Raw genomic sequence first — 24,426 nt, 5'->3', positions numbered from 1 at the left:
GAACAGGTTTCAATCATGGCAAAGAAACGCGGCAAGGCATGGGTGCGGGAGCGGTTCCCGGGGACCGGCAAACAGACATGGATTTGCGAGTGGACCGAACCGAGCGGAAACCGGCGAATCCGCACGTGCGGACCTGGCAAGGCCGGCAAGAAGCTCGCCGAAACCCTCCGGGACAAGATCAACACGGAGTTGACGCTGGGGATTTACAAGTCGGAGGCGGGCACGGTTCCCGACTGGGATCGTTTCGTCGAAGAGTACCTGCAGAAAGGGCTCCCCAGCAACTCGCGAACCGGGACGATCAGCGAAGCTCGATCCGCCCTGACGAGTTTCGTGAAGATCCTGAAGATTGGGAAAAAACCGGTCAACGTCGTCAGTGGCAAGAGCATCGACGATTTTGTTTCGGCCCGCCTGGCAGAGCGTGGGAAGCAAGTCGGATCGACCACATCAATCGAGACGGTCAACCGGCAGTTGAGACGACTGAAGGCAGCGCTCCGCACGGCCCTGCGATGGAAGTACATCGAAGAGGTTCCGGAAATCAAGTTCCTGAAGGGGGACCGGAAGCTCCATCGGTTCGTGACTCCCGAGCACTTCGCGGCAATCCTCAATGCGTGCAAGTCGTCGACGACACCCGACGGCCATCACTTCGCGGCCGAAACATGGTGGCGTGGGTTGCTGACGTTCGCCTACCTGACCGGATGGCGGATCGGCGAGATTCTCGCCCTGGATTGGCGAGACGTCGATCTGGACGCGGGCACGGCGTTGACGCGGGCGGAGTCGAACAAAGGCCGGCGGGATTCGATGGTCGCCCTGCATTCGGTCATCGTCGACGCAATTCGCCCCCTGAAAGGATTCCAGCCGAGAGTCTTCCCGTGGAAGGCCGACCTGAAAGACCTCTATTCCGAGTTCCACCGGTTGCAGGCGGCGGCAGAGATCAGCCTGGAGTGTGCCAACCCACGGCCGCACGAATGTTCGTCGGCCTGCACCCGGTACGGCTTCCACGACCTGCGGCGGGCGTTCGCGACATTGAACGCAACCCGGATGCCGGCGGAAGTCCTGCAGACCCTCATGCGGCACGCGAGCTACCAGACGACCCAGCGATACATCAAGCTAGCAGAGGAACTTACGCCTGCAATGCAAAATATATACGTGCCGCCCGTTCTCGCTGCCCGGCCAGCCAGCGAAACCGAAACAGGTTCGTAGCGGTGGACTTCGGATCTACTTGCTCGTGGAACCTATCGGTCCAGTTAGCTTCCCTGATGGAGATCGTCGGAGAATAGGGAGCGTGATAGGAGGAATCGACATTGCAAGGGTAATTGCAGCGACGTGTTGGCGAATGTACGGCCACGCGATAAATGTAACCATTCCATTGAAATCCTGAGCATCTCTCTTTGACAGTTGAGATATTTTCGGGATTTCCTCAACTTTGAACACGCACTGTGCGGACAGTTGAATTTTTATGGACGATTTAGATGCATCATCAGGATCGCTCTTGTCATTTTCTGTTACAGTGACCGTTACATCCACCGTTCCAAGAACTACTTTAGCGACTTCGTTTGCACCAACCCGCGAACCAATCTGAACGCCCAAATGTGACGGAATTACGCTATTCTGAATGTTCATCTTGCTGTGAGATTCGACAATTCGAATTGTACTCAAGCCAAGCTGATTGAGAATAGATTCTGCGGATACCTCTTTGACTTCGGGGTCGGCGGCGACATCTGCCGGCTTCTTCTTAGGGCTTTTTGACATCGCTTACACGCCTACATTCAGCAGCCCGGAAGGCATATCCACGACAGCTCTTTCGTCGTTTCGGCAGAGCGAAGTGACTTCGGTCCCAGCATTAAAATCTGTAATATTAAAATGAAACTGGGTTTGAAAGACCTCGTCAGATTCATCATCTTTGAGTCTCACCTGGCTCGGGTGGAACTCACAGCCGAGCGCGAAGAAGACATCCGAGACCGTTCGGAGAGTTAGATTTGCCGTTCCATCCAGAATCTGGGTTATGTGTCCTTTTGACTTTCCAAGCCGATCTGCCAGTTCGGAACGAGTCACTCCAGACTCATTCATGATCTGGCACATGAGATTAGCGGTCTCGAATAGCGTCCTTTCCTGATGCCAAATTCTCGCGCCTTCGGGGCTTGCCAAGATCTCGCTTCTCAAACTCATTGCCGTCCTCGTCTGTGCAAGTGACGTTCTGCGTCTAGATGTTCTTCCGCGATAGTTTTAGCGAGCATCGCGGCTCTCGTTTGATGCCCCGTCACATGCCCTTTTTTGTAGACATGAGTCAGAAACCATCGGGAGTCATGGCGAAAGCAGAAAATGCGAGCTGACCCACGACGAAACTCGTACGTGTCATCCATTCCCCGCATCTTCTTCAGTTGATTGGGATTCTGGATTCCAGAGTGGCTCACCGCAAGTCTGAACAAATGATCAAACTTCGCTTGATACGCCAAGGGTTGCCCCTTGAACCAATCCTTGAACTCCAGCCCTCGCGTTGAGAGATTCGCGTACTCAATCGTGCCCCTTGGACCGCTCGCAACAATACAGTCGGCAGTCGGCAGGCCAGTCATGGAGTTTAGTTCCGACTAAACTGGAAGGCAAGGGGCATTCTCAAACAGATTGTCACCGTGAACACTTCCGCATGCAAGCCGGAATAGGTTGCACGCTCGTGGAGGGGGACCGGTGAGACAGTGGTGAGACTGACAGTTGCGTGGAGCTTCTCGAATTGTCGTAAGTCGTTTCGTGGTAAGTAGGCCCGGCCAGACTCGAACTGGCAACCAAAGGATTATGAGTCCTCTGCTCTAACCGATTGAGCTACGGGCCCGGAGCTCTGTTTTGTTGGAAATCTTGCGCGACGCGGGGAGTTTGCAAAAAAGGGGTACTACACCCGAAACGACGCCTGAAGCCCCGAAACGATGGTGAACAAAAGAGGGACGGCAACGGATTCTACTCGGAAGTGGCGACGATCAGGAAGCGACTTCCCGCTGTATCTGCATCCGACCGGGCAGTGGCCGAAGAAGATCCGCGGAAAGACCTGCAATTTAGGCTCATCCGGTCAATGCGTGCCGACTGAGGTGCTGACCGAAGAGCCTCCGCCTGAAAAACTCCTTGACGCAGCCGTCGAAGGCCCGCCGCTGCAGGCCATCGCCGATATCCAGGAAATCTCGCATTGAGTGATCATTTATCAGAATAACGAATTCCACATTGCAAGTGTTCTGCAGTCCGAAGCGTGCGTACTAAACCGGGCCAAGGGGGGATTTGACCGGCTTGCAGGGCGGGGCGAATGCGACGATACTTTTGAGGTGAACCGCGCGGGGTTCTTGCAGGTCAGAAGTCGTGCATTGATTGCTGAATCGATCAGGTCGAACGGTCCGCCATCGACTTGCGGGAAGAATGTAATTCCGGGAGCGCCCGGCAACCCTGACAACCTTTGAGAGCCCCCGCAACAGCCTGATAAATAACGCTTTGCGCCCGTAGCTCAGTTGGATAGAGCAACGGATTTCTAATCCGTCGGTCAGTGGTTCGAATCCACTCGGGCGTACTTTCCACTCCGTCGCACTTGAACTTCGCACCTCGTCGAATGGCCTGCGTCGGGCTTGTTTTCCGGTTTGCGAACGATGGTGGTCGATTTGTGGCGGCTTTGTGACTTGCGAGGCGACGCCATGCTGCGACGAATTTTGACGACGGCGATCCTGCTGCTATGCGTCCCAGCGTCGGCTGCGGAAAACGCATTGACCGAGTTGGAACAGAAGGACGGGTGGAAGTTACTGTTCGACGGTCAGACGACCAGGAACTGGATGACGGTCCGGGAAGAGCCGCTGCCGCCGTCGCACGTGCAGAACGGAGCGCTCAATCCGCATCCGTGCAACTACATGCTCGTCTACGGCCAGCCAGTGGGGAATTTCGTGCTGGCACTCGATTTCAAGCTGACGCCGAAGTGCAACAGCGGCGTTTTCATCCGGACGTCGCCGTTGAAGCCCCGGCCTGGCAAGGACGTCGGGTTCAATGGCATTGAGATCGCGATTGACGACTCGAAAGACGTCGGATTTCATCATACAGGGGCGATTTACGACCTTGTTCCGATTCAGAAAAATGCCATGAAACCGACGGGAGATTGGAATCATCTGCAGGTGACGTGTGATCGGAACCGGATCGCTGTGGAGGTCAACGGCGAGAAAGTTTCGCAGTTGGATCTCGATCAATGGACCGAGCCGAATCAGCGGCCGGACGGTTCCGCGCACAAGTTCGACGTGGCGTACAAAGACCATCCGCGGGCCGGCTACATCGGCCTGCAGGACCACGGCAGCGACTGCTGGTACCGCAACATCAAGCTGAAGCGGCTCGAGTGAAATGCGCCGGCCGATCACGGCGGTTGAGTCAGTTGCCGGGCCGAGCGGCCGCGGCTGCAGGAACGGAGTTTTTCAGAAACTGCGAGAGCTCAGCCGCAACTACGCCGCGTTCGACGTCGTAGACATCGTTATGGCTGGCGCGTTCGAGGATGACCTGACGCTTTGCCTGTCCGCTGGTCGATTCTGGCGGAGCGGCCTCGAACAGCTGTTGTCCGAGTCGCAGCGGAACGATTCGATCGTTGCGCCCGTGCAACTGCAGAATCGGGCAGGAGACAAAGGGGATCTGCTTGACCGATTCGTAGCGGTCGACGAGCAACCATTGGACGGGGAGGAACCAGTAGAGTTCCGAGCCAGCGTCGGCCAGGGACGAGAATGTCGACTGGAGGATCAGTCCGCCCGGCGGCTGGCCGTCCCGACAGAGTTCCGAGGCCAGCCGGACGGCGACGCCTCCTCCAAGCGATTCGCCATAAATCACGATCCGCTGCGGCGAAACGCCGAGTTTTTGCGTCAGTCGATCCCAGATCGACCGGGCGTCGGCTGCCAGGTGTTTTTCGCTGGGCTGTCCGGGGTTTTCACCATAGCCGCGGTGATCGAAGATCACCACGTGCGCGCCGACCGACGCCAATGTTTCCACCGGGAGGGCTCTGCGCGCGCGATGGCCGCCGTTGCCGCCGAAGTACAGAATGACGGGGGTGCCATCGGCGAGGCTCTTGGGCACCTCCTGACCGTGCGCTGTGTGTCCCTCGCGCAGCACCAGCCAGCCATTGAGCTGCAGTCCGTCGGCCGTCCGGCAGCGGATGTCGTGGCAGCGACCGCGGCCGAAGGGGGCTTCGACGGCGGCCAGAGACCGGGCTCGCGACGGCGCATAGATCAGCGAGCGCTGAATGACGAAAACGATCAGGCAGAGTACGAGGTAAGTCGTCAGGAACTTCAGCGTCAGCGTCACGACCCAGCCGCGCCACGGACTGCCGGTTGGTGGCGGTGCGGTGCGCGACATGTCATCCTTTCAACGCCAGACTGAACCCTTTGGACCTTCGCAGTTTCATTCTGGCCCCGTCCGAAGAACCACACCAGACGAATCTTAGAGATCCCGTATGCGAGTTCGTCCGGTTCTGGACCTCCTGGAGGGTGTTGTCGTTCGCGGAATCGGCGGTCGCCGGGATGAGTACCGGCCGATTGTCAGCGGCCTGACCGCGGAATCGTCCCCGCTGGCCGTGGCGCGGAGCCTGTCGGATCATTTCGGCTTTCGCGACTTCTACATCGCCGATCTGGATGCGATTCTCGATGCTCGTCCGAATATGAATCACCTGCGGGAGCTGGCGCGAGCCGGATTCCGACTGGCGGTCGATGCGGGCGTGAAGACGCCGAGGGATGTCGACCGGCTGCTTGGAGTGGGGGTTGAGACCGTGATTCTCGGTCTGGAAAGCCTGGAAAGCCCGGAGCTCCTCGCGAGGTTTGTCGAACGGTCCTGGAAGAGTCGACTGCTTTTCAGTCTGGATCTGCAGAACGGGCGACCGCTGGCGACGCCGCACTGGCCAGCAACCGTTGCCGAGATCGCAGCCGAAGTCCTGGCCTGCGGGATCGACCAACTGCTGATTCTCGACCTGGCGGATGTCGGGACGGGGCGGGGAGGCTCGACGCAGCGAGCCGTCGGCGCGTGTCGCGTCGACAACCGCGTCAAAAGTTTGTGGGCGGGAGGGGGCGTTCGATCCGTGGGCGACCTTGAACGCTGGCGCGAACTGCAGGTTGACGAAGTTCTGGTGGCTTCGGCGCTGCATGACGGGCGGTTGTCGGTTTCCGACGTCGGCCCATATGCTGGTTGACCGCGCGGCGATTCGGCGCATCGCGGCCCTGTAGAAACACCAACAGCCCCGAAGAGCGAACTCTTCGGGGCTGCGGTTATTCAAGATGGCGGATGGTTCTGAGTGCTGCCGTTTTATGCGGCGAAAGTTATCTGTCAGATGGATTCTCCCATGCCTCGTGAGGGGCACAGGTCCATCCCGGCTGGTCGAGCCGAATCCTTTAGAAAGGAGGTGATCCAGCCGCAGGTTCCCCTACGGCTACCTTGTTACGACTTAGTCCCAATCACGAGTTTCGCCTTGGACGCCGTCCTCCTTGCGGTTAGACGAGCGGCTTTAGGCGCCCCCCGCTTTCGTGGCTTGACGGGCGGTGTGTACAAGGCTCAGGAACACATTCACCGCCGTATTGCTGACCGGCGATTACTAGCGATTCCGGCTTCATGCAGGCGAGTTGCAGCCTGCAATCCGAACTGGGGCACGCTTTTTGGGATTTGCTTGGCCTCGCGGCTTAGCGTCCCTCTGTACGCACCATTGTAGCACGTGTGCAGCCCTGGACATAAAGGCCATGAGGACTTGACGTCATCCCCGCCTTCCTCCGGCTTGACGCCGGCGGTCTCCTTAGAGTCCCCACCATAACGTGCTGGCAACTAAGGATAGGGGTTACGCTCGTTTAGCGACTTAACGCGACATCTCACGACACGAGCTGACGACAGCCATGCAGCACCTGTGCACGTTCCACCCGAAGGCGTGGCTCTCCTTTCAGAGAGTTAATCCGCACATGTCAAATCCAGGATAAGGTTCTTCGCGTTGCCTCGAATTAAGCCACATGCTCCACCGCTTGTGTGAGCCCCCGTCAATTTCTTTGAGTTTCAGCCTTGCGACCATACTCCCCAGGCGGAGCACTTAACGCTTTCGCTGCGAGCGGAAAGGCCGAAACCCCTCCGCTCCAGTGCTCAGTGTTTACGGCTAGGACTACCGGGGTATCTAATCCCGTTCGCTACCCTAGCTTTCGTGCCTCAGCGTCAGACAAGGCCCAGTGCACCGCTTTCGCCGCCGGCGTTCCTTCCGATATCTACACATTTCACCGCTCCACCGGAAGTTCCATGCACCCCTACCTCACTCAAGCACTGCAGTTTCAAGCGCCATTCCCCGGTTGAGCCGGGGGATTTCACACCTGACTTACAGCGCCGCCTACGCACCCTTTAAGCCCAGTGATTCCGAATAACGTTCGCACAGTTCGTATTACCGCGGCTGCTGGCACGAACTTAGCCCGTGCTTCCTCCGGAGCTCTGTCAAACACAGGGGATAGCCCCCGTGCACTTCATCCCTCCCGACAGCGGTTTACAACCCGAAGGCCTTCGTCCCGCACGCGGCGTCGCTCGGTCAGGCTTTCGCCCATTGCCGAAGATTCTCGACTGCAGCCACCCGTAGGTGTCTGGGCAGTATCTCAGTCCCAGTGGTGGGGGCCATGCTCTCACACCCCCTAGATATCGCAGCCTTGGTGAGCCGTTACCTCGCCAACAAGCTAATATCGCGTAAGCCGCTCCTCAGGTGGAATCTCACCTTTGCTGATCCGATAATTAAACCAGACCAGATCATCGGGTATTACCCACAGTTTCCCGTGGCTATCCCCGTCCTGAGGGTACGTTACCTACGTATTCCTACCCCGTTCGCCGGTGTCCCCCTTGCGGGTTCTCCCTCGACTTGCATGCCTAATCCACGCCGCCAACGTTCATTCTGAGCCAGAATCAAACTCTTTGAGAATTGTTTCCGAAACGCCTTGGCCGAAGCCGCAGCGATCATGACAACCTGAGTTTGTCTGCCGGCCGTACGTTGGTCGCAACAAAAGTTGCGATTTGGTCTTTGCAGACGGTTTGTACGGCCAGCAACCGCATAATACGACAGCTGAATACTCAGAACCGATCCACCAAATTGTCAAAGAACAAGACCGTTCGCCGCTCACCCGCATTCCGAAGTCGTTTAACGACCGTGGTTTGCGAGCTGTTTGTCGCGGCGGCTGGCTGACCCGCGTTGGGTGGGCGAATCTTAAAGGGCTCTCCCCCAACCGTCAACCGACTGGTCCGAGATTTTTTTGTCCGGGTGCTTTCCAGGGCTTCGGCAGAGGCCGAATCCTGCGGAAGGGACTGCTGAATTGCCGGGATCCGTCGTGTGGTGGGCAGATCGTTGAAGCCTGCCGGACTGGGCGGCAACCGATCGCCTGCCGTCCGAACAGAGTGATCGAACGCACACGCCCCATCTCCTCGTTGATTCAGATGACGGCGGCGCGGGCTTTCGGGGAGGCAGTCTTGCCTGCCGCAGGGGAGGCAAAGTGCCTGATGAATGATCGAGCCATGACTGAAGTCACTTCGGCCGGGCTCGGCCGGCCTGCCCTACAATTCTGGGCGGGCTTGCTGAGCGGCCCATTCCGCGCCGCTCAGCCCCGGATTTCTCTCCTTCGGCGCCCCACCGGGACGAGAAGCCGCCGAGTTGCCTGCACGACCGCATCCGACTACGCCGCGGGAGCTTGAGGACTTCCCCCCCGACCAGGGTGCCCTGACCGCAGACTGTGTCTGCGATGACACATTCTGCCGGCGACATCATAGGCATCTCGCGGCGCGGGCGAGTCTGTCGGTTGTCGCGACCGAAAAGGTGCGGGGCGGCGATTCGGGGGCGGCGGAGCGGAATTGCGAGCCGGGGACTTTCGCGTGGCAATTCGCGGGAATAAAGTGACGGGCTGATGGATCAACATGGGTGAAAGGCAGGGAACGCTGCCGTGAATCGCTGGACATCTGGTTTTTTGAAGGACTGCTCGTAATGAAGACGCTTGCCTGCACACTGTCGTTGGCCATCGTGACCGCTCTGGTCGGCTGTACCGCCGAAGCCCCGAAGCCTGCCACTCCGCCGACAACTTCAATGCCCGGCGAAGGTCATGCCAACCCGACCACGCCCCCGGGTGGCGAGCCGGCTGCTGCCGAAGGCGAAAAGAAGGAAGGCGAAGCCGCCGCTGCTCCTGAAGGCGAGAAGAAGGAAGGCGAAGCCGCCGCTCCCGCCGAGCCGGAGAAGAAGGAATAGTTTTTTCCTTCGGCAATTGAGAGACTGCAGGGGATGAACGCATTGGCGTTCATCCCCTTTTTTGTGGACTCCACGAAACCGGAAAACCCGGCTCACTCTTCTGCTTTGGATTCGAATATGCCGCTCACCTGCATCGGACGCGCGTTGCGCGAACTCGATACGCCGGCCTTGTGCGTCGATCTGGCTGCCCTGGAATCGAACCTGGCGACGGTTTCGGCGATCGTCCGCGATTCCGGAAAGGGCTGGAGGCCGCATCAGAAGTGTCCGAAGACTCCGGCGGTTGCCTGGAAGATGCTCCGGGCCGGGGCGTTTGGGGTGACCGTTGCCAAAGTGTCCGAGGCGGAAGTGCTTTCCGCGGCAGGCATCCAGGACATTCTGCTCGCGCACATGCCGGTCGGTCACGGGCGCGTCGAGAGGATCGCCGGGCTCTGCGGCGACGCCACTCCCGTCGTCGCTTGCGATCACTTCGCCCAAGCCGAACCCTTGGCGGCCGCCTGCCGACGGCGGGGAGTTGTCTGCCGCGCGATTGTTGACGTCAACGTCGGATTGAACCGCACCGGTGTGCGGCCGGGCCGGGACGCCCTCGAACTGGCGCAGGCGATCGACAGACTGGAAGGCCTGAAGCTGGTCGGAGTGATGGGCTACGAGGGGCACCTGATGCCAGTCGCCGATCCCGCCGAGAAGATTCCACGCGTGCAATCCGCCCTGCAGTCGCTGGAACTGGCCCGCGATCAGTTTCGCGAAGCAGGACTCTGCTGCGAGATCGTGAGCGCCGGCGGAACGGGGACGCTGAATGCCGCGGCTCACTGTCCGGCGATTACGGAATGGCAGGCCGGAGGGGGAGTCTTCGGCGATCCATTCTATACCGATAACTGCGGTCAAATCGGCCTGAAGCCGTCACTCAGCATCCTGGCGACCGTCGTCAGCCGGCCGAACCTCGATCGCGCCGTTCTGGACGCAGGGCGCAAAACATACGCCAATGATCCGTGCCCGGCCCGGCTGCGCGGGCTGCCGGACGCAAAGGTGATCATGCACAGCGCCGAGCACAGCACATTGGAGCTCGGACCGGAATCGCAGGCCCTAAGGATCGGCGATCAGGTCGAGATCCTCGTCGGCTACGGGGACTTTACGACCATGCTGCACGACGAGATGCACGCCATTCGGAATGGTCATGTCGAAGCGGTCTGGCCGCTCTGGGGACGCGGCAAACTGCAGTAGTTATTGGTTATTAGTTATTGGTGGTTGGGAATAAGTGGCCGACGCGGCACAGGAATGGCTCTCGGAATCAGTCCAGCAACGACTTGAGTAAAGGCGGCGACAAGGGAGGCGGCTGGTCCACGGACATCCGCTGCCACAGTTCCAGCACTAGCAGCAGCCAGAGCCGGGCGCTGTGGTCGGTCCGACCGCTCACATGCTCGTCGACGAGACCGCGGACGACCTCGGGACGGAATAGGCGACGGCTGAGACAGCGATCGGACAGCAGGACGCTTTCCAGCAGCGGGCGCAATTCTCCGCGGAACCACGCATCGAGCGGCACGCCAAAGCCCGACTTTTTCAGCGTTCGATTTTCCGGCGGAATGAGGTCGGAAAACGTCTCCCGCAGGATTTTCTTACCGACTCGTCCTGCTCGTTTAAGCGACTGCGGCATCGACGCCGCGAGTTCCGCGACCCGCTGATCCAGCAGCGGAGAGCGGCACTCCAGCCCGCAGGCCATGCTGGCGATGTCCACCTTCGTCAGAATATCGCACGGCAGATAACTGCCCAGATCGACGCACGTCGTCCGCTGCACAAAATCCTGCAGTGGCAACGCCTCGTACAGTTCCTGCAGGAAGCTATCGGGTTCGTAGCCGTCCAGCTCCGCCAGAAATTCGGGATGAAACAGACCGGCCCGCTGACGGCGATCGAAAATGCTCATCCAGTCGGCATAACGCTCTACCGCGGAGAGAGCGACTCCGCCAAGAAATCGCTGCACCTTCCGCATCCGCGATTTCTGCCGCCCGGCGCCGGGCAACTTCTGCCACCACTGGCTGGCGAGTCCACGCCGGACCCATGTTGGCAGTCGGTCGATTCGGCCGGCGAGCTCCACGGCCCGATATCGGTCGTAACCGCAGAACAGTTCGTCGCCGCCATCGCCGGTGAGCGCCACGGTGACTTCCCGCCGGGCGAACTCCGAGAGCCACATCGTCGGAATCGCGGAGCTGTCGGCAAAGGGCTCGTCGTAGTGCCAGAGCAGCCGGGGCAGAATCTCCAGTGCATGGGGCTCAACTATGTGCTCGCGGTGAATCGTTCCGAGGTGCGCCGCCACGGCCCTTGCCTGAGTTCGCTCATCGTACTGCGCATCGGCGAAGCCGATGGAATAAGTACGCACCGGCTGATCGGACAACTGCCGCATCAGCCCGGTGATGATGGTCGAGTCGACCCCGCCGGACAGGAACGCCCCAAGGGGAACATCGCTCCTCAAACGGATGCGGACGGCGTCAGAAAGCGTCTCCCGCAGCCGGTGCTGCCAGGTTTCGACCGAGTCGGCCGCGGGAGGGGAATCGCAGAATGGAGGCCGCCAGTAGCGCCCGGTCTCGAAATGATCGGCCGCAGCGTCGTACTGCAGCCAGTGCGCGGGGGGGAGCTTCTGAATGCCTTCAAAGATGGTCCGGGGATGGGGGATGTACTGCCGCGCCACGAAATCCGCGACAGCCCGCGAATCGACCTGACGCGGCGCGTCGGGCGCCTGCAGCAAGGATTTCAGCTCACTCGCAAACCAGAGCCGTCCGCGAGCGTGCCGATAGACGAGTGGCTTCTTTCCCAGCCGGTCGCGGGCCAGCAGCAGCCGGCCGCGGCGTTGATCCCACAAGGCGAAGGCGAACATGCCCCGCAGACGGCTCAGCATCTCCCGGCCGCACTCTTCATAGAGATGCACCAGCACCTCCGTGTCACTCACGGTTCGAAAGCGATGTCCTTTCCTTTCCAGCTCCGCGTGCAGCTCGCGGTAGTTGTAGATCTCGCCGTTGAACACCACCTGGACGGCGCCGTCTTCGTTGGCAAGCGGCTGATGACCGCCCGCCAGGTCGATAATCGACAGCCGGCGGTGCCCCAGTGCCGCGCCGCATGCGGTCTGTTCGACCGGGGAATACCAGACTCCCCGGTCGTCGGGGCCGCGATGGCGGAGGATGTCGGTCATCCGTTCCAGCGTTGCCGCGTCGACCGGGCCGCCCGCTTCAGACCAGGCAACACCGCTGAGACCGCACATCCGGGATTACCGTGAGGGAGAACTGGGACCGACCGCTGCCGTGGCGCGTCAGGCGACTCCGGCGGGGACCTGCTGCTCGGCGACAACTTCACGATACAGCGCAATATGGCGCTCGCGCATCCGGTCGACCGAAAACTCCTGCAGCATTCGAATGCGGGCGGCGTTCCCGAGCTGCTCCCGCAGGCCGGGCTCGTCGATCAACCGCCGGGTGAACTGCATGAAGGCCACGGTGTCGCCCGGCGGCGCCAGGAAACCATGCACCCCCTGCTCGATCAATTCCCGGTTCGGCGGAATGTCTGAAACGACGCAGGGCTTCCCGGCGGCCATCGCCTCCATCAGACTGTTCGACATGCCCTCAAAACTGCTCGCCAGCCAGAAGACATCCGCCAGATTCAGCCAGCTCGCCACGTCTTCCTGAAGCCCCACGAACCGAACATGTTCCTGGCAATGGATATCTTGCGCGACTTGCTGTAACGAATCCCGGGCTGGGCCGTCCCCGACGAGCACCAGCCGCAACTGCGGGCGGATCTGGCGCAGCGTTTCGACGGCCCAGACGAGGTCTCCGACCCGTTTCTGGGACGCCATGCGACCGATGTACATCGCCACGAATGCATCGGGGGGGAAACCGAGCCGATTCAGCAGGGTCGCCCGATCCACACGGGGAGGATTGGGAGCCGAGATCCCATTCGGGATCGTGACCAGCTTTTCGCCGGGAACGCCATGCTCGCGGTAGAAATCGACCACGCTCTGCGAGTTTCCGACGACGCGATCGGTCCCGGGGAGCAATTTGCGATCGAGCCAGTGCTGCCAGTTCGCCTTCCAGGAATCGACGCAGCGTTCTGAGACGATGACGCTGGCCTTAGGAACCGCCCCTGCCGCCAGCCTCCCGTAGGCGTTGGCGGCGAAAAGCCAGGTGTGAATGACTTCGGGCTGCAACTGCTTCAGCCATCGGCGCAACCGCCACCAGGCCCGGGGATCGCACTTGAACCGTTTGCCGATATGCGTCGCCGGAACGCCGGCCGCGGCGAGATCAGCCTCGAACGCTCCACCACGGGTGAGGAGCGCGACGTGAACGTCGAATTCGTCACGTGGCAACCCGGTCGCCAGCAGCGTGAACTGTTTCTCGGCGCCGGAACGATCCAGCGTCGGGATGATCAATGCCAGTCGGGTCGCCACGATGGGATCGGCTGCGCCGCGCTCTGCGGCTCCTTCAGGACTTGGATCGAAGTCAATCTTTGCAGTTTACGTCGCCCCGGCGAAGTGCGAAAGCTCCGACGGGATCACGGCCGCTGCGGGGCCTTGCCTCCCTGAACCATCACCGGCACGCGCAGCTCCGGCTGATCGGCGTCATCCGTCTTCAGCGTAATCAGCCCATGATGCCGTCCGTCGGGAACATTGGCCGCTGCAGTCACGCGGACCACCTGTTGCGGATAGCCGTCCCGAGGCGACAAGCCCTGATCGCCAATCTGCAGCGTGACGTACGAGGAGTTCGTAACGGCGTCCAGAATTCGGAGCGACGTTCCGCGGGCATTCGTCACCGTCAGGTTCTGCGTGGTCTCCTGGTCGCCGAACTGGAAGAAAATCAGAGCTTTGGGACTGACCAGAAGTTGTTGTTCAGGGATGATGAGCTTGAAGGTCAGGCGGACGGATCGCGGTTCAGGATCCGTGTACTTCATATCGACAAAGTACTCTTTGGAACCGGGCTGCTCATTCGCCGGTTGCACGCGGACGACAAGACCGTCGGATTCGCCGGGTTCGTAGCGCTTTTTAGAAAGTCGGGGCATCAGACAGCCGCAGCTCGGCTGGATTTCCTGAATCTCGACGGGCTGCGATCCGCGATTTTGAAAGACGAACGTAGCGCGGACTTCAGGCATCGCCTGGATTGCGCCGAGATCGACCTGATACTGATTAAAGGCCAGTGCCGGCCGGGACGCGGCAGCAATCGCCAGCGGGGCCGGCGTCGCGGCGCCGTGGACGATCACTGACAACACGACCGGCAGGCACGCCAGCGTCCACAATCCGACGGTCTGAGCGGTCCACAGCGCTGGTTTCACGACGAGCCTCCTTGCCTGACGCCCCGATGCTCCGCGGGTTGTAGCGGGGAGCACGGGACGAGGACAAGGCGAACTCTCTGGGCAGACGCGTGAAACGGAGGACAGAACTACTTCTGCAGTCGATACAAAGCGGTGTCAGTCCGTAGGAACAGGGCGCCATCCGCCGTGGAAATGGACGCCAGCGTCCGCCCCGGGAGCTGATTCTCGGCGAGGACTCGATACTCTTTGCCCGGAGCGATGACCGTGCACTTGCCGTCTTCGTCCAGCAGGTAGATTCGGCCGTCAGCAAACAGCGGCGAGGCGGAGAAGTTGCCCCCCAGCCGCTCCTGGTAGTGCTGCTCACCGGATTTCGCGTCCAGGCAGGTGAGAATCCCCTTGTCGCTGACGACGTACAGTTCGTCGCCGACCAGCAGGGTGGAGGGATTGTGGGGAGCCCCCTTACTCAGCTTCCAGGCGACGTGGCTGTCGGTGACATCTCCCTCTCCTCCCAGGCGGATGGCATACAGCGTCGCCGAATCGTAGCTGGAGCTGACAAACGTCAGCCCGTGCCCGACGACCGGTCGGGGGACGACGGAGTAGCCGCCCGGATAGCGGACGCGCCAGATTTCTTTTCCAGTCGCAGGGTCATAGGCCTGGACCCATTCGCCGCCGGGGCTGATGAGCTGAGGCTTGCCGTCGACCGCGACGATCAGCGGAGTCGCGTAGGCCATCTTGCCTTCGCGATCCGTCCGCCAGACTTCCTTGCCGGTCAGCTTGTCGAGGGCGACGACGTATTGCACGTCGGTTCCGTCGCAGTTGAGAATCAGCAGATCGCCGAACAGCACCGGGGAACCGGCGGGGCCGTGCCGATGATTGTACTTGAGAACGGTCGTCCAGAGGATCTCTCTGGAGGTCGAGACGCAGGCCGTGCCGAGCATCCCGTAGTGGAGATAGACCCGGTTCCCTTCGATCAGGGGGGTGGGCGACGCATAGCTGTTTTTCTTATGGATGTTCCCCGGTTCGTCTTTGTGGAAGACTTCGACGTCGTGCAGGACTTTGCCGGAATCGCGATCGACGCACAGAACCCGGAGCGAGTGGCCTTCGTCGGTCGCCGTCGTCAGCCAGATCTGCTTGCCGACGATCGACGGTGACGACCAGCCCAGTCCCGGCAGTTCCGCCTTCCAGGCGACGTGCTCGGTTTCGCTCCAGGTGAGCGGAAGATTCGTCTCGGCCGAGTGCCCTTCTCCGTCGGGACCGCGAAACTGCGGCCAGTCACCGGCAGGACACATCGAACCGGTCAGGAGCAGGCACGCGAACGTCAGGCAGGAGCGCAGCACGGTCAGTTCTCCGGAGGGCGGGAAAAGGAGGCGGATTGTGGCGGCGACAGACTCGACGGCGAGTATTTCACGGCAGGCGGGCAGAGTATACTCGCAGTGACTTCGCGGACGCACGGAGAAATTTCCGCCGCACAGAAAACCAGATACCGGACGCCCACCGTTGGTCACCGCCCTTCGCACGCGCAGGACGCTGCATCTGCCGATCACGCTCAGCGTAGTGCTGATGGTCCTCAATATCTCGCTGATGATCCTCTGGATCGTCCTGCTGGCGCAGATCACGTGGTGGAGCGCCCTGTTCGCCGGGGTGGTGATCTTTGCCGCAATTCTCGCGGGGCTGTCGTTCTATCTCGTGCTGATCATCAAGGAAGTCCGGCTGAACCAGCGGCAGGCCAACTTCATCGACAGCGTCACGCACGAGCTCAAATCGCCGATCGCGACGCTCAAACTGTACCTGGAGACCCTCGAACTGCGGACCCTCGACGACCAGCAGCGGACGAAGTTCTACCGCGTGATGGAACAGGAACTCGAACGGCTCGATCACCTGATTAACCAGCTTCTCGAAGTCGGCCGGCTCGATGCCATCGGAACGCAGGCCGACCCCGCCGACATCGATCTGGAGTCCCTCCTCCGGCGCTGCGCCCAGGCGGCCTGCGTCCATCACAAGTGCGAAGAGTCTGAAACGATCCAGTACGATCTCCAGCCGGCGATCCTGCATGCCAGCGGGCTGGTGCTGGACACGATCTTCCGCAACCTGCTCGACAACGCCATCAAGTACGGCGATACGCCGCCCCGCGTCGAAATCCAGGTCCGTGTGGAGCGGGGTCGCGTGATCACACGGATTGCGGATAATGGGGAAGGCGTTCCCCCCGAACTTCGCAAGCGGATTTTCGGCCTGTTTTTTCGAGCCGGGAGCGAGCTGACCCGTCGTCAAAAGGGAACCGGGCTGGGGCTGTACATTGTCCAGACGCTGGTGCGGCAACTCAAAGGACGGATCACCGTGCATGACCGCCAGGGGGGACAGGGCAGCGTCTTTGAAGTCGATCTGCCGGGGAGGAAGGCCGGGGCATGACCACGATCCTGATTGTTGAAGACGAAGACGCCCTCGCCGCAGGACTGAAATTCAACTTCGAGCAGGAGGGCTACGAGGTTCTGCTGGCCGGAGATGGACCGACGGCGCTGCAGTTGTTCCAGGCGGCGTCTCCGCCGGTCAGTCTGGTCATCCTGGACCTGATGCTGCCGGGGATGAGCGGCTACGAAACGTGTACCGCCATCCGCTCGCTGGACAAGCTGGTTCCGGTGCTGGTCCTGAGCGCCCGGACTCTCAGCGAAGACAAGATGCACGCCTTCGACTGCGGGACCGACCAGTACATCACCAAGCCCTTCGCACTGCCCGAGCTGCTGAACCGGGTGAAGAATCTGCTGGAACGCCATCGGACGCTGCTGCAGTCCCATGAAACGTCCGGCGAACAGCCCGGCTCGGCGCAGTCCGTCGCGGAGTTCGGCAACGTCAAAGTCAATTTCCGGACGTTCGAAGTCCTGGTCGGCGGACGCAGGCACAATCTCACCACGCTGGAAATGCAGTTGCTCCGGTACTTTATCGAGCATCCGAACGAAGTGCTGTCGCGACAGAAGATCCTCGAGCATGTCTGGGACGAAACGGCGGACGTGACAACGCGGTCGATCGACAATTTCGTCCTGCGGCTCCGGAAGGTCATTGAGCCGGATCCCGCCCAGCCAAAGCATATTCTGTCAGTCCGGGGGACTGGATACCGCTTTGTCCCGGGGGAATCAGCAGATGGCCGCGCCCCGAAAGAGGCGGGCTGAGACTGGCATCTGGCGAAATTCAGCGGGCCAGGGCCTGTCGGGAGGGCAGGCCCGCTCGGGTCAGGCGGGCCAGCTCGTCGAAGAGACCTTCCAGCGCCAGCGACACGGACACATTCTGTTCAATGTGTCCGGTCGCCTGAGCGGCGCGCTCGATCAGTTGGCCGACAAGGTCCGTAGCCTCTTCCGCAGTCAGCGGGAGTGCGTCGATCCAGGCGCAGGCCGCTTTGGTCGCCGCACCGGCATCGGCCGATGCGCCGCCGATTTCCCAGAGGACTGCCCGATAGAACTCCACCGTGAACCGAATCAGCCAGTGCGCAAAGACCCTCTGCTCCGCCGCTTCACTGCTGAGCTTGTCGAGCCCCTCCTGCAGTCGCTTCGCCAGCCCCAGGCCGCTGAAATCGAGTCGCGACAGTTCGTCGAGGAGCAGCAACTGCAGCCCCCGGAGCCCCGGGTCGAGCAATTGCCGGGCGGTCGCCAGACTCCCCTCGCTGAGAGCCGCGACCGCCGCGGCCTCGTCGCGCGTGGCAGTCACACCCTGCAATTCAAGCAGCCCGGCGATTTCGTCCGTGGACAAGGGCGAGAATCGCACCAACTGGCAGCGGGACCGGATCGTCGGCAGCACCGAATCCAGATTGGACGCGATCAGAAATAACACAGCCCCGTCAGGCGGCTCTTCCAGAGTCTTCAGAAGCGCGTTCGCAGTCACGTCGTTCATCGTATCGGCGTCGTTGACGACGGCGACTTTCCGCGAGCCGGGTAGCGGCCGCAGAGCAAGATCGTGGCATAACCCCTGTTGATCGTCGTCGCCGACAATCTTGCCGACGGTCAACTCCCGCTTGCCGGGCTCGCGATCGACAAACAGATAATCCGGATGCGCGCCAGCCAGAAACGGTCGGCAGCCCGGACATTCACCACACGCTTCGAGTTGGTTGCGCGGACGGTTCTGGCACAGCAGGCATTCGGCAAGCCGACGGGCGAAAAGCTGCTTGCCGATCCCCTCAGGCCCCACCAGCAGGTAGGCCTGCGTCAGTCGGCCGCGCTCGACGGTCCGCCGAAACATCTCGATCTGGTCAAAATGACCGCGAAAACCGTCCCAGATCGAAGCCATCTCCTGCCCCTTCCTGTGTTCAATTCCGGCATTCCGTCCGCCGTCGATGTCAGAATCAGTCTGACCGTTCAGCAACTTCCGGCTCATCGGCTCGCCGGCAGAGCCTTGGCGACGGCAGCCTCCGGAACGATCAGCACCGTTCCATGACGCATTTTGACTGCGGGCAGCGACATTTCTTCCGAGCGATTCTTCCAGACCTTCAAATCTCGACTGGTTGCAAGGCAATAGGAATGAGGGCTATCTGGGGCGTCCCAGTACAGAAACCATGTGCCGGAATGCTTCAGCAGGGAGGGGCCTTCCCCCATTGTATTGACGATGTCGGTCCCGGCGCCGACGATCGGCGGGCCAAGCGTCGTTTCGTAAGGTCCCTGCATGTGCGCACCGAACGTCAGGCGCAGATTCTTGCCCCCTTGCTCGGGAGCCATTTCATTCTTGATGACCATGACCCAGCGGTCATCCGAAGTCTCCGGGGTTCCGCGATCGTCGTGCGCAATGTAGGGATCGATGACCCCGTGCTCGGGGTCCCGGGGGCTGAAGAACAGCTCAGGCTCCGAGAACGTCGCAAAGTCCTTTGTCCGCGCGGCGTAGGTCCGATGGTCGTGGCCGTGGGGATCGACCGAGCCGTCGTTGTCGTTCAGTTCCGCGTCGATTGTCGAGCTCCAGAGGATCAGGAACTCCTTCCGTTCGGGATCCCAATGGAGCTCGGGAGCCCAGGTGTTCCTGACCGCGGCGCCGGCTCGCCAGATCTCGATTTTCTGGGGCTTGCTCCAGTTGACGAGGTCATCGGACCGAGCGTAACCGATGCTGCGCGAGCTCCAGCTCGTCGTCCAGACCAGATGGAACACGCCATCATGGTAGACGATCGACGGATCGCGAGTCAGGTTTTCGCCAGGCCACTCGGGCGCCGGCATAACCACCTTGCCGTCGTTGAGCCATTCGAACTTGAGCCCGTCGCGGCTGTACGCGAAGTAGACGCCGGTTTCCCCGTTTCCGAGAAAATAGGGAAGCAGGAAGACGTCAGCAGTTTGAGCGGAGCTTCCAAGGGACGCAATCACGAGCAACGCAGCCCAACTCAGTCGAGTGATCAGCCGTGTTGCATTCATAACCCAAGCCGCCCGTTTCACGAATCGCCGGTCGTTTCGGCAGAATTGCGATGGTATCGCCGAAATTCCACGAGGGATTCAGACTTCGAAGCCATCGTCAGGTTCCGGGGCGTCGGCGGCAACCCAGGCGAGGATCTCACCCGGCGACAGCAGCACTCCGGCCTGACGGCAGATCTCGTTCAGAACGCCGTCAGCGGGGCTACTCACCGAAACCGCCAGCCCTGGAACGACCAGTTCCAGAATAGGATCGCCGGCGAAAACCCGGTCGCCCGGTTCGGCGTGCCACTGCCCGAGAACGACCGGCTCCTGGCCGGTCTGCAAATCGGGCGCAACCACCGGCACGCGGTCGCTCACGCTCCCTCCAGTCCTGCGGCCATCTCTCCTGCGTGATAGCTCGACCGGACAAACGGTCCGCTGGCAACCATCGTGAACCCCATCGACTCGACCTCCCGGGCGATTTCATCGAACTCGTCCGGCGGCAAATAGCGTTCCACAGGAAGATGCTGCAGCGTCGGTTGCAGATATTGCCCCAGCGTCAGCAGATCGACCCCCGCAGCCCGCAGGTCGCGGCAGACGTCCAGCAATTCCTCGCGAGTTTCGCCCAGCCCGAGCATCAGGCCGCTTTTGGTCGGCATCGCGGGAGCTTCATCTTTCACCTGCCGCAGCAGTTCGAGCGTGCGCTGGTACGTCGCGTTGCGGCGGACGCGGTGATACAACCGCGGAACGGTTTCCGTATTGTGATTGAAGACATCCGGCCGGCTCTCGATAACCCGGCTGATCGCCGCGCGATTGCCGCGGAAGTCCGGAGTCAGCACCTCGACCTGGGCGCCGGTTTTTTCGCGAACGACGGTCACGCACTGGAAGAAGTGCTCGGCGCCGCCGTCCGGCAGATCATCCCGCGTGACGGAGGTAATCACGACGTACGACAGCCCCAGCCGCCGAACCGCCTCAGCCAGCCGGTCGGGTTCGTCGAGCTGAACCGTTTCGGTCTTGCCTTTCGGGACCGAACAAAACCCGCAGGGTCGGGTGCAGACGTTGCCCAGAATCATGAACGACGCCGTCTTCTGCGACCAGCACTCGGTCCGGTTGGGACACTTGGCGCTCTCGCAGACCGTCTCCAGCTTCAGGTCGCCGATGACGTTGTCGGTGTAGGCCATGCCCGCCTGCGGCAGAGGACGACGCAGCCACGCCGGCAGCCGGCGGCGACTCGACGATTCGGGCGTGGCGACGGGCAGTATGGGGAGATCAACGGAAGACATATGCGGTCCGTGTCGTTCGAGTCAGGAGCGGGTGCCCCGTGAAAAGATGATATGTCGAATAGTCCAGCGCCTGAGCCAGCCGACGGATCAGGGATTCGCGAACCCCGGCCATATCGAGCGGGCGCATCCGGGCGGCAGCCAGGCAACTGACTCGCTCTTCCGCGCTGCGCCATCGGATCAGTTCGAGGGCCTCGGGGGGAGTCGAGACGTTCAGGACGCAACCGAACTCGCTGACGCCGTCGCGGATTGCTGCTCCCACAAAGCCAACCTGCCCATAGCGGGTGGCCAGCCCGGGACTGGCCTCGGACCGCCAGGCGGCCACCCGCTGATCGGCGGCCGTCCCCTGCAAAGCCCGCAAAAGCGCCTGGCGAAACGCCCCGGCAGATTGCTGTCGACGCCCCACGGGCACGACGAGGTACGCGGCGAGTTGCCCGGGCAGATGCACCCATGTAGCGCCCCCTCGGGGCACCCAGCGAATCGTCATCTGACGCGACCGCAGTTCCGTCTCCTCGACGAGCAGGTCGGCGCGACTCCCCTCGCGACCGATCGAGACTCCCGGAGGATGCTCACACAGAATTAGATGAGCCGACTGCCGCTGCGAAGCAATAGTCTCCGAAACGAGATGTCGCTGGACCCCAAGGGCTGCATCAAAATCGACCAGACCGAGCAGATGCACGCTCAGCGACGACGCGGGACGCATCCGGGAAAGTCGATCTGAGACGAAGGTCGCCGACATAACGGCCCTGATGGAATCGCCGTAACGTGTGAACCGACAAGATATTTGCAACGGGCAGCGTCAAATGCATCCCCGCCGTCAGCACCGATATTCTAACGGTCATGGTCCCCCCGGCCAATGGGGACCGAATTGACGCTGACAGATGCGAGGCAGACCCGCAAAATGTCAAAACCGTTACCCTGACGCTCCGTCAAGTCCGGCACGCGGAATGCATCACTCCGCAGAATCGCCAATTCCGAACTATACTCATCGGAAGGGGTCTCTCCGCAGTCACCGCGGCCCCGACGTCAGGAACCGCAAAGGCCGGTCATGGAGAGTCGCTGGATCTGGCCCTTCGAGCTGCAGGACAAGCTCGGCGAAGGGGGCATGGGGGTCGTCTATCGCGCACGATACGTCGGCAACGATCGGATCGTGGCGGTGAAGCTCATTCCCCCGGAGGTCGCGGCCGATCCAACCTTGCTCGCCCGCTTCGAACGCGAAATGGAAGTTCTGAAGCAGCTCCGTCACCCGAACATCGTGCATTCGTTCGGCGGAGTCTGCGATAACCAGCAGCGCTTCTACGCAATGGAGCTTGTCGAAGGCGGAACCCTCGCCGATATCCTGCGAGAACGGGGTCGCCTCGCCTGGGACACGGTGATCGATTACGGGCTGCAGATGTGCGCAGGGCTGCAATGCGCTCACGAGCGGGGCGTCGTTCACCGCGACGTGAAACCGGCGAACTTTCTGGTGACCCCCGCCGGCAAGTTGAAACTGAGCGACTTCGGGTTGGCGACGATGGCCGCCGCGACGCGGATTACCGCCGCCGGTCGAACGCTCGGCACGCTGCAGTACATGGCGCCGGAACAGATCCGGGGCAAGCCGCCGATTTCGAACCGGACTGACCTGTACGCCCTCGGCTGCGTCTTTTTTGAACTGTTAACCGGCAAGCCGCCGTTCGAAGCCGAGCACCCGGCCGAAGTTCTCCACAAACATCTGAAGGACGCCCCCCCCCGGCTGGCCGACCAGATGCTGGATTGCCCCCCAGAACTCGATCAGCTTGTGGCCGATCTGCTGGAGAAAGATCCGCAAAACCGACCCGCCACCGCAGCCGACGTCGCCCAGCGGTTGCAGTCCATGATTCAGCCCACCCGTTCGCGCGATCCGGTTCCGAATCCGTTCCAGCGAACTCCGACGCGTGCAATACCACAGATTTCCGCGCGCCTGACGCCTGACGAGCAACTGCTCCCATCGGCGGGACCTGGGGGATCTCCCGCCCTCACCGGGGTTATGGCGGCGGCAATCGGAATGCTCTCGGTCCTGGTGGTCTGGCTTGGCCTGGCTTCAAGCGAACGGGGGTTTCGCGCCCGCGAAGCCGAGCGCGCCTTGATTTCCGCCTGGCAGAGTGCGCCGCCGCAGGATCGGGCGGGCATGGCCCAGGCGCTGGCAAAGATGCCGATGCTCGCTCCCGAGACCGCTCGCATCCTCGAAGGGTCGCTCTCCGCGGAGGCCGTCCATACGCGCCTTTCCGCGATTTCCATCCTGAGCGAACATCAGGAATTGATGCGGCCGCTGATTCCCGAATTCATCAAGCTGCAGAAGTCTGATCCGAGCCCCGAAGTGCGAAACGCCGTCGAACAGGCTCTCCTGAAAAAGGACGGCCCCCCGCGTCACGCGGCCGGACCCGGTTGGTGGTGGCTGATTGGCGGAATGGGACTGGCCGCAACTGCGGGCTGGTTCGGTCGCGACTTCCTCCAACGGGTTGCATGATCGCGGGAAGTGGTCGACAATCGGCGGGTCAAGTTTCCCCACCAGCCAGGAGTCGCTGCCGATGCGTCGCTTAGCCTTGATGCTGCTCGCGAGCGGGTTCGTCGCGGGAATTTTCTCTGCCGGATCAACGACGGTCGCCGCCGAGCCCGATGCCGCAGCCCGGGCGGCGGTCAAACTGACGGCCGCGACGTGGGAAGACGTGCAGAAAATCGTGGCCGGCGCCAGGGGCAAAGTGGTTGTCCTGGACGTGTGGTCCACCGCCTGCCAGCCCTGTATGGAAGAGTTTCCCCACCTGATCAAGCTCCAGCGCAACCAGCCCGAAACGGTCTGCATTTCCATCAGCGTCGATTACGCGGGAATTCGCAGCAAACCTCCCGAATATTATCGGGAGCGGGTCGAAATATTCCTCGCGGAGCAGAAGGCCGAAGCCGTCAAAAACTATCTTTGCAGCCAGCCGGCAGATGAACTGTTTGAGAAAATCGAACTCGACAGCATCCCGGCGGTCTATGTCTACGGCCGGGATGGCAAACTGGCGCAGCGGTTCGACAACCGTACGCCCGCCAAACCGGGATCGGAAGGGATTTCCTACGAGACTCAGGTTGTGCCGCTCGTCGAGAAATTGGTCAAGCAGCGATAAAGCGAAGCGGTTGGAATTGGAATTCTCGATCCAATCCTCCAAATCTGACTAGTCAGACTTCTGGTGCACCGGTACCGTATTTGCGGGGAGTCGTGCACACGGGAGGGACGCTGAGTGCGCAGTCGGAGGGTGTGGGAGCCGCTCTCCAACTGACAGGCCCTGAGGTTTGTCTCCGCGCG

At 61.3% G+C, this 24,426-nt stretch carries 21 protein-coding genes, 2 tRNA genes and 1 rRNA gene; 10 read left to right on the top strand and 14 right to left on the bottom strand.

The window, feature by feature from the left end:
* The first annotated feature begins 15 nt into the window (after window positions 1-15).
* On the top strand, window positions 16-1,200 hold the full coding sequence (locus SH412_RS04725) for a tyrosine-type recombinase/integrase (RefSeq protein WP_336522360.1): 1,185 nt from the start codon (window positions 16-18) through the stop codon (window positions 1,198-1,200).
* Between the two features lie 15 nt (window positions 1,201-1,215).
* Here the strand turns inward: SH412_RS04725 and SH412_RS04720 are convergent, their stop codons facing one another.
* The 3 genes from SH412_RS04720 to SH412_RS04710 form a co-directional block, all read right to left on the bottom strand.
* Window positions 1,216-1,749: a hypothetical protein gene (locus SH412_RS04720; RefSeq protein ID WP_336522359.1), complete on the bottom strand. Its 534-nt coding sequence runs from the start codon at window positions 1,747-1,749 to the stop codon at window positions 1,216-1,218.
* A 3-nt stretch (window positions 1,750-1,752) separates the two neighbouring features.
* Window positions 1,753-2,067, bottom strand: a complete 315-nt coding sequence (locus SH412_RS04715; RefSeq protein ID WP_336524146.1) for a helix-turn-helix domain-containing protein — start codon at window positions 2,065-2,067, stop codon at window positions 1,753-1,755.
* A 683-nt stretch (window positions 2,068-2,750) separates the two neighbouring features.
* A tRNA-Ile gene (locus SH412_RS04710) sits at window positions 2,751-2,824 on the bottom strand.
* Between the two features lie 643 nt (window positions 2,825-3,467).
* Here SH412_RS04710 and SH412_RS04705 point away from each other — a divergent pair.
* Window positions 3,468-3,541 (top strand) — tRNA-Arg (locus SH412_RS04705).
* A 121-nt stretch (window positions 3,542-3,662) separates the two neighbouring features.
* Window positions 3,663-4,349 carry a 3-keto-disaccharide hydrolase gene (locus SH412_RS04700; protein WP_336522358.1) on the top strand — a complete coding sequence of 229 codons (687 nt, stop codon included), beginning with the start codon at window positions 3,663-3,665 and terminating at the stop codon, window positions 4,347-4,349.
* Between the two features lie 28 nt (window positions 4,350-4,377).
* On the opposite strand, the gene SH412_RS04695 is transcribed toward SH412_RS04700, so the two are convergent.
* Entirely contained in the window at window positions 4,378-5,346 is a 969-nt protein-coding gene (locus SH412_RS04695) for an alpha/beta hydrolase (RefSeq protein WP_336522357.1), read from the bottom strand.
* 97 nt (window positions 5,347-5,443) lie between these two features.
* Between SH412_RS04695 and SH412_RS04690 the strand changes: the two genes are divergently transcribed.
* Window positions 5,444-6,172, top strand: a complete 729-nt coding sequence (locus tag SH412_RS04690; RefSeq protein WP_336522356.1) for a HisA/HisF-related TIM barrel protein — start codon at window positions 5,444-5,446, stop codon at window positions 6,170-6,172.
* Window positions 6,173-6,375: 203 nt separating this feature from the next.
* Here the strand turns inward: SH412_RS04690 and SH412_RS04685 are convergent.
* A 16S ribosomal RNA gene (locus SH412_RS04685) occupies window positions 6,376-7,912 on the bottom strand.
* 1,050 nt (window positions 7,913-8,962) lie between these two features.
* Here SH412_RS04685 and SH412_RS04680 point away from each other — a divergent pair.
* Window positions 8,963-9,220: a hypothetical protein gene (locus tag SH412_RS04680; protein WP_336522355.1), complete on the top strand. Its 258-nt coding sequence runs from the start codon at window positions 8,963-8,965 to the stop codon at window positions 9,218-9,220.
* A gap of 117 nt (window positions 9,221-9,337) precedes the next feature.
* Window positions 9,338-10,438, top strand: a complete 1,101-nt coding sequence (locus SH412_RS04675; protein ID WP_336522354.1) for an alanine racemase — start codon at window positions 9,338-9,340, stop codon at window positions 10,436-10,438.
* 67 nt (window positions 10,439-10,505) lie between these two features.
* On the opposite strand, the gene asnB is transcribed toward SH412_RS04675, so the two are convergent.
* The 4 genes from asnB to SH412_RS04655 form a co-directional block, all read right to left on the bottom strand.
* Window positions 10,506-12,464, bottom strand: a complete 1,959-nt coding sequence (gene asnB, locus SH412_RS04670; protein ID WP_336522353.1) for an asparagine synthase (glutamine-hydrolyzing) — start codon at window positions 12,462-12,464, stop codon at window positions 10,506-10,508.
* Window positions 12,465-12,512: 48 nt separating this feature from the next.
* Complete coding sequence (locus tag SH412_RS04665; RefSeq protein ID WP_336522352.1) at window positions 12,513-13,640, bottom strand: glycosyltransferase; 1,128 nt, start codon at window positions 13,638-13,640, stop codon at window positions 12,513-12,515.
* A 104-nt stretch (window positions 13,641-13,744) separates the two neighbouring features.
* Complete coding sequence (locus tag SH412_RS04660; protein WP_336522351.1) at window positions 13,745-14,518, bottom strand: DUF1573 domain-containing protein; 774 nt, start codon at window positions 14,516-14,518, stop codon at window positions 13,745-13,747.
* A gap of 107 nt (window positions 14,519-14,625) precedes the next feature.
* Window positions 14,626-15,834: a PQQ-binding-like beta-propeller repeat protein gene (locus SH412_RS04655; protein ID WP_336522350.1), complete on the bottom strand. Its 1,209-nt coding sequence runs from the start codon at window positions 15,832-15,834 to the stop codon at window positions 14,626-14,628.
* Between the two features lie 160 nt (window positions 15,835-15,994).
* Between SH412_RS04655 and SH412_RS04650 the strand changes: the two genes are divergently transcribed.
* The gene (locus SH412_RS04650; protein ID WP_336522349.1) at window positions 15,995-16,903 is read left to right on the top strand and encodes a sensor histidine kinase; all 909 of its coding nucleotides are present in this window, start codon (window positions 15,995-15,997) and stop codon (window positions 16,901-16,903) included.
* Window positions 16,900-17,658 (top strand): response regulator transcription factor, encoded by a 759-nt coding sequence (locus SH412_RS04645; protein WP_336522348.1) that lies wholly within the window; start codon window positions 16,900-16,902, stop codon window positions 17,656-17,658. Before SH412_RS04650 ends, SH412_RS04645 begins: the two co-directional genes overlap by 4 nt.
* A 19-nt stretch (window positions 17,659-17,677) precedes the next feature.
* Here SH412_RS04645 and holB read toward each other — a convergent pair whose 3' ends face one another.
* From holB to SH412_RS04620, 5 genes are all read right to left on the bottom strand, one after another.
* Window positions 17,678-18,766, bottom strand: coding sequence for a DNA polymerase III subunit delta' (holB, locus tag SH412_RS04640; protein ID WP_336522347.1), 1,089 nt, complete (start codon window positions 18,764-18,766; stop codon window positions 17,678-17,680).
* A gap of 83 nt (window positions 18,767-18,849) precedes the next feature.
* A complete protein-coding gene (locus tag SH412_RS04635; protein WP_336522346.1) occupies window positions 18,850-19,869 on the bottom strand; it encodes a glycoside hydrolase family 43 protein in 1,020 nt (339 codons plus the stop codon).
* Window positions 19,870-19,947: 78 nt separating this feature from the next.
* Window positions 19,948-20,223: a lipoyl domain-containing protein gene (locus tag SH412_RS04630; protein WP_336522345.1), complete on the bottom strand. Its 276-nt coding sequence runs from the start codon at window positions 20,221-20,223 to the stop codon at window positions 19,948-19,950.
* A complete protein-coding gene (gene lipA / locus SH412_RS04625; RefSeq protein ID WP_336522344.1) occupies window positions 20,220-21,128 on the bottom strand; it encodes a lipoyl synthase in 909 nt (302 codons plus the stop codon). Before lipA ends, SH412_RS04630 begins: the two co-directional genes overlap by 4 nt.
* Window positions 21,115-21,828, bottom strand: a complete 714-nt coding sequence (locus tag SH412_RS04620) for a lipoyl protein ligase domain-containing protein (RefSeq protein ID WP_336522343.1) — start codon at window positions 21,826-21,828, stop codon at window positions 21,115-21,117. The genes lipA and SH412_RS04620 overlap by 14 nt, the downstream gene beginning before the upstream one ends.
* Before the next feature lie 345 nt (window positions 21,829-22,173).
* On the opposite strand from SH412_RS04620, the gene SH412_RS04615 reads away from it, so the two are divergent.
* Together SH412_RS04615 and SH412_RS04610 are read left to right on the top strand one after the other, a co-directional pair.
* Complete coding sequence (locus SH412_RS04615) at window positions 22,174-23,610, top strand: serine/threonine-protein kinase (protein WP_336522342.1); 1,437 nt, start codon at window positions 22,174-22,176, stop codon at window positions 23,608-23,610.
* A gap of 61 nt (window positions 23,611-23,671) precedes the next feature.
* Window positions 23,672-24,247 carry a TlpA family protein disulfide reductase gene (locus tag SH412_RS04610; protein WP_336522341.1) on the top strand — a complete coding sequence of 192 codons (576 nt, stop codon included), beginning with the start codon at window positions 23,672-23,674 and terminating at the stop codon, window positions 24,245-24,247.
* Window positions 24,248-24,426 lie beyond the last annotated feature (179 nt).

The organism is Planctellipticum variicoloris, from assembly GCF_030622045.1.
GTDB lineage: Bacteria > Planctomycetota > Planctomycetia > Planctomycetales > Planctomycetaceae > Planctellipticum > Planctellipticum variicoloris.
The sequence above is the reverse complement of the archived record's forward strand: the minus strand, read 5'-3'. Positions and strand labels throughout refer to the sequence as shown.

What these genes read in the sequence shown, in the direction of transcription:
- SH412_RS04690 (WP_336522356.1), top strand. Translation starts at nt 5,444, where the DNA reads ATGCGAGTTCGTCCGGTTCTGGACCTCCTGGAGGGTGTTGTCGTTCGC.
- SH412_RS04700 (WP_336522358.1), top strand. Translation starts at nt 3,663, where the DNA reads ATGCTGCGACGAATTTTGACGACGGCGATCCTGCTGCTATGCGTCCCA.
- lipA (WP_336522344.1), bottom strand. Translation starts at nt 21,128, where the DNA reads ATGTCTTCCGTTGATCTCCCCATACTGCCCGTCGCCACGCCCGAATCG.
- holB (WP_336522347.1), bottom strand. Translation starts at nt 18,766, where the DNA reads ATGGCTTCGATCTGGGACGGTTTTCGCGGTCATTTTGACCAGATCGAG.
- SH412_RS04645 (WP_336522348.1), top strand. Translation starts at nt 16,900, where the DNA reads ATGACCACGATCCTGATTGTTGAAGACGAAGACGCCCTCGCCGCAGGA.
- SH412_RS04695 (WP_336522357.1), bottom strand. Translation starts at nt 5,346, where the DNA reads ATGTCGCGCACCGCACCGCCACCAACCGGCAGTCCGTGGCGCGGCTGG.
- SH412_RS04680 (WP_336522355.1), top strand. Translation starts at nt 8,963, where the DNA reads ATGAAGACGCTTGCCTGCACACTGTCGTTGGCCATCGTGACCGCTCTG.
- SH412_RS04615 (WP_336522342.1), top strand. Translation starts at nt 22,174, where the DNA reads ATGGAGAGTCGCTGGATCTGGCCCTTCGAGCTGCAGGACAAGCTCGGC.
- SH412_RS04635 (WP_336522346.1), bottom strand. Translation starts at nt 19,869, where the DNA reads ATGAATGCAACACGGCTGATCACTCGACTGAGTTGGGCTGCGTTGCTC.
- SH412_RS04725 (WP_336522360.1), top strand. Translation starts at nt 16, where the DNA reads ATGGCAAAGAAACGCGGCAAGGCATGGGTGCGGGAGCGGTTCCCGGGG.
- SH412_RS04675 (WP_336522354.1), top strand. Translation starts at nt 9,338, where the DNA reads ATGCCGCTCACCTGCATCGGACGCGCGTTGCGCGAACTCGATACGCCG.
- SH412_RS04715 (WP_336524146.1), bottom strand. Translation starts at nt 2,067, where the DNA reads ATGAATGAGTCTGGAGTGACTCGTTCCGAACTGGCAGATCGGCTTGGA.
- SH412_RS04720 (WP_336522359.1), bottom strand. Translation starts at nt 1,749, where the DNA reads ATGTCAAAAAGCCCTAAGAAGAAGCCGGCAGATGTCGCCGCCGACCCC.
- SH412_RS04620 (WP_336522343.1), bottom strand. Translation starts at nt 21,828, where the DNA reads ATGCGTCCCGCGTCGTCGCTGAGCGTGCATCTGCTCGGTCTGGTCGAT.
- asnB (WP_336522353.1), bottom strand. Translation starts at nt 12,464, where the DNA reads ATGTGCGGTCTCAGCGGTGTTGCCTGGTCTGAAGCGGGCGGCCCGGTC.
- SH412_RS04610 (WP_336522341.1), top strand. Translation starts at nt 23,672, where the DNA reads ATGCGTCGCTTAGCCTTGATGCTGCTCGCGAGCGGGTTCGTCGCGGGA.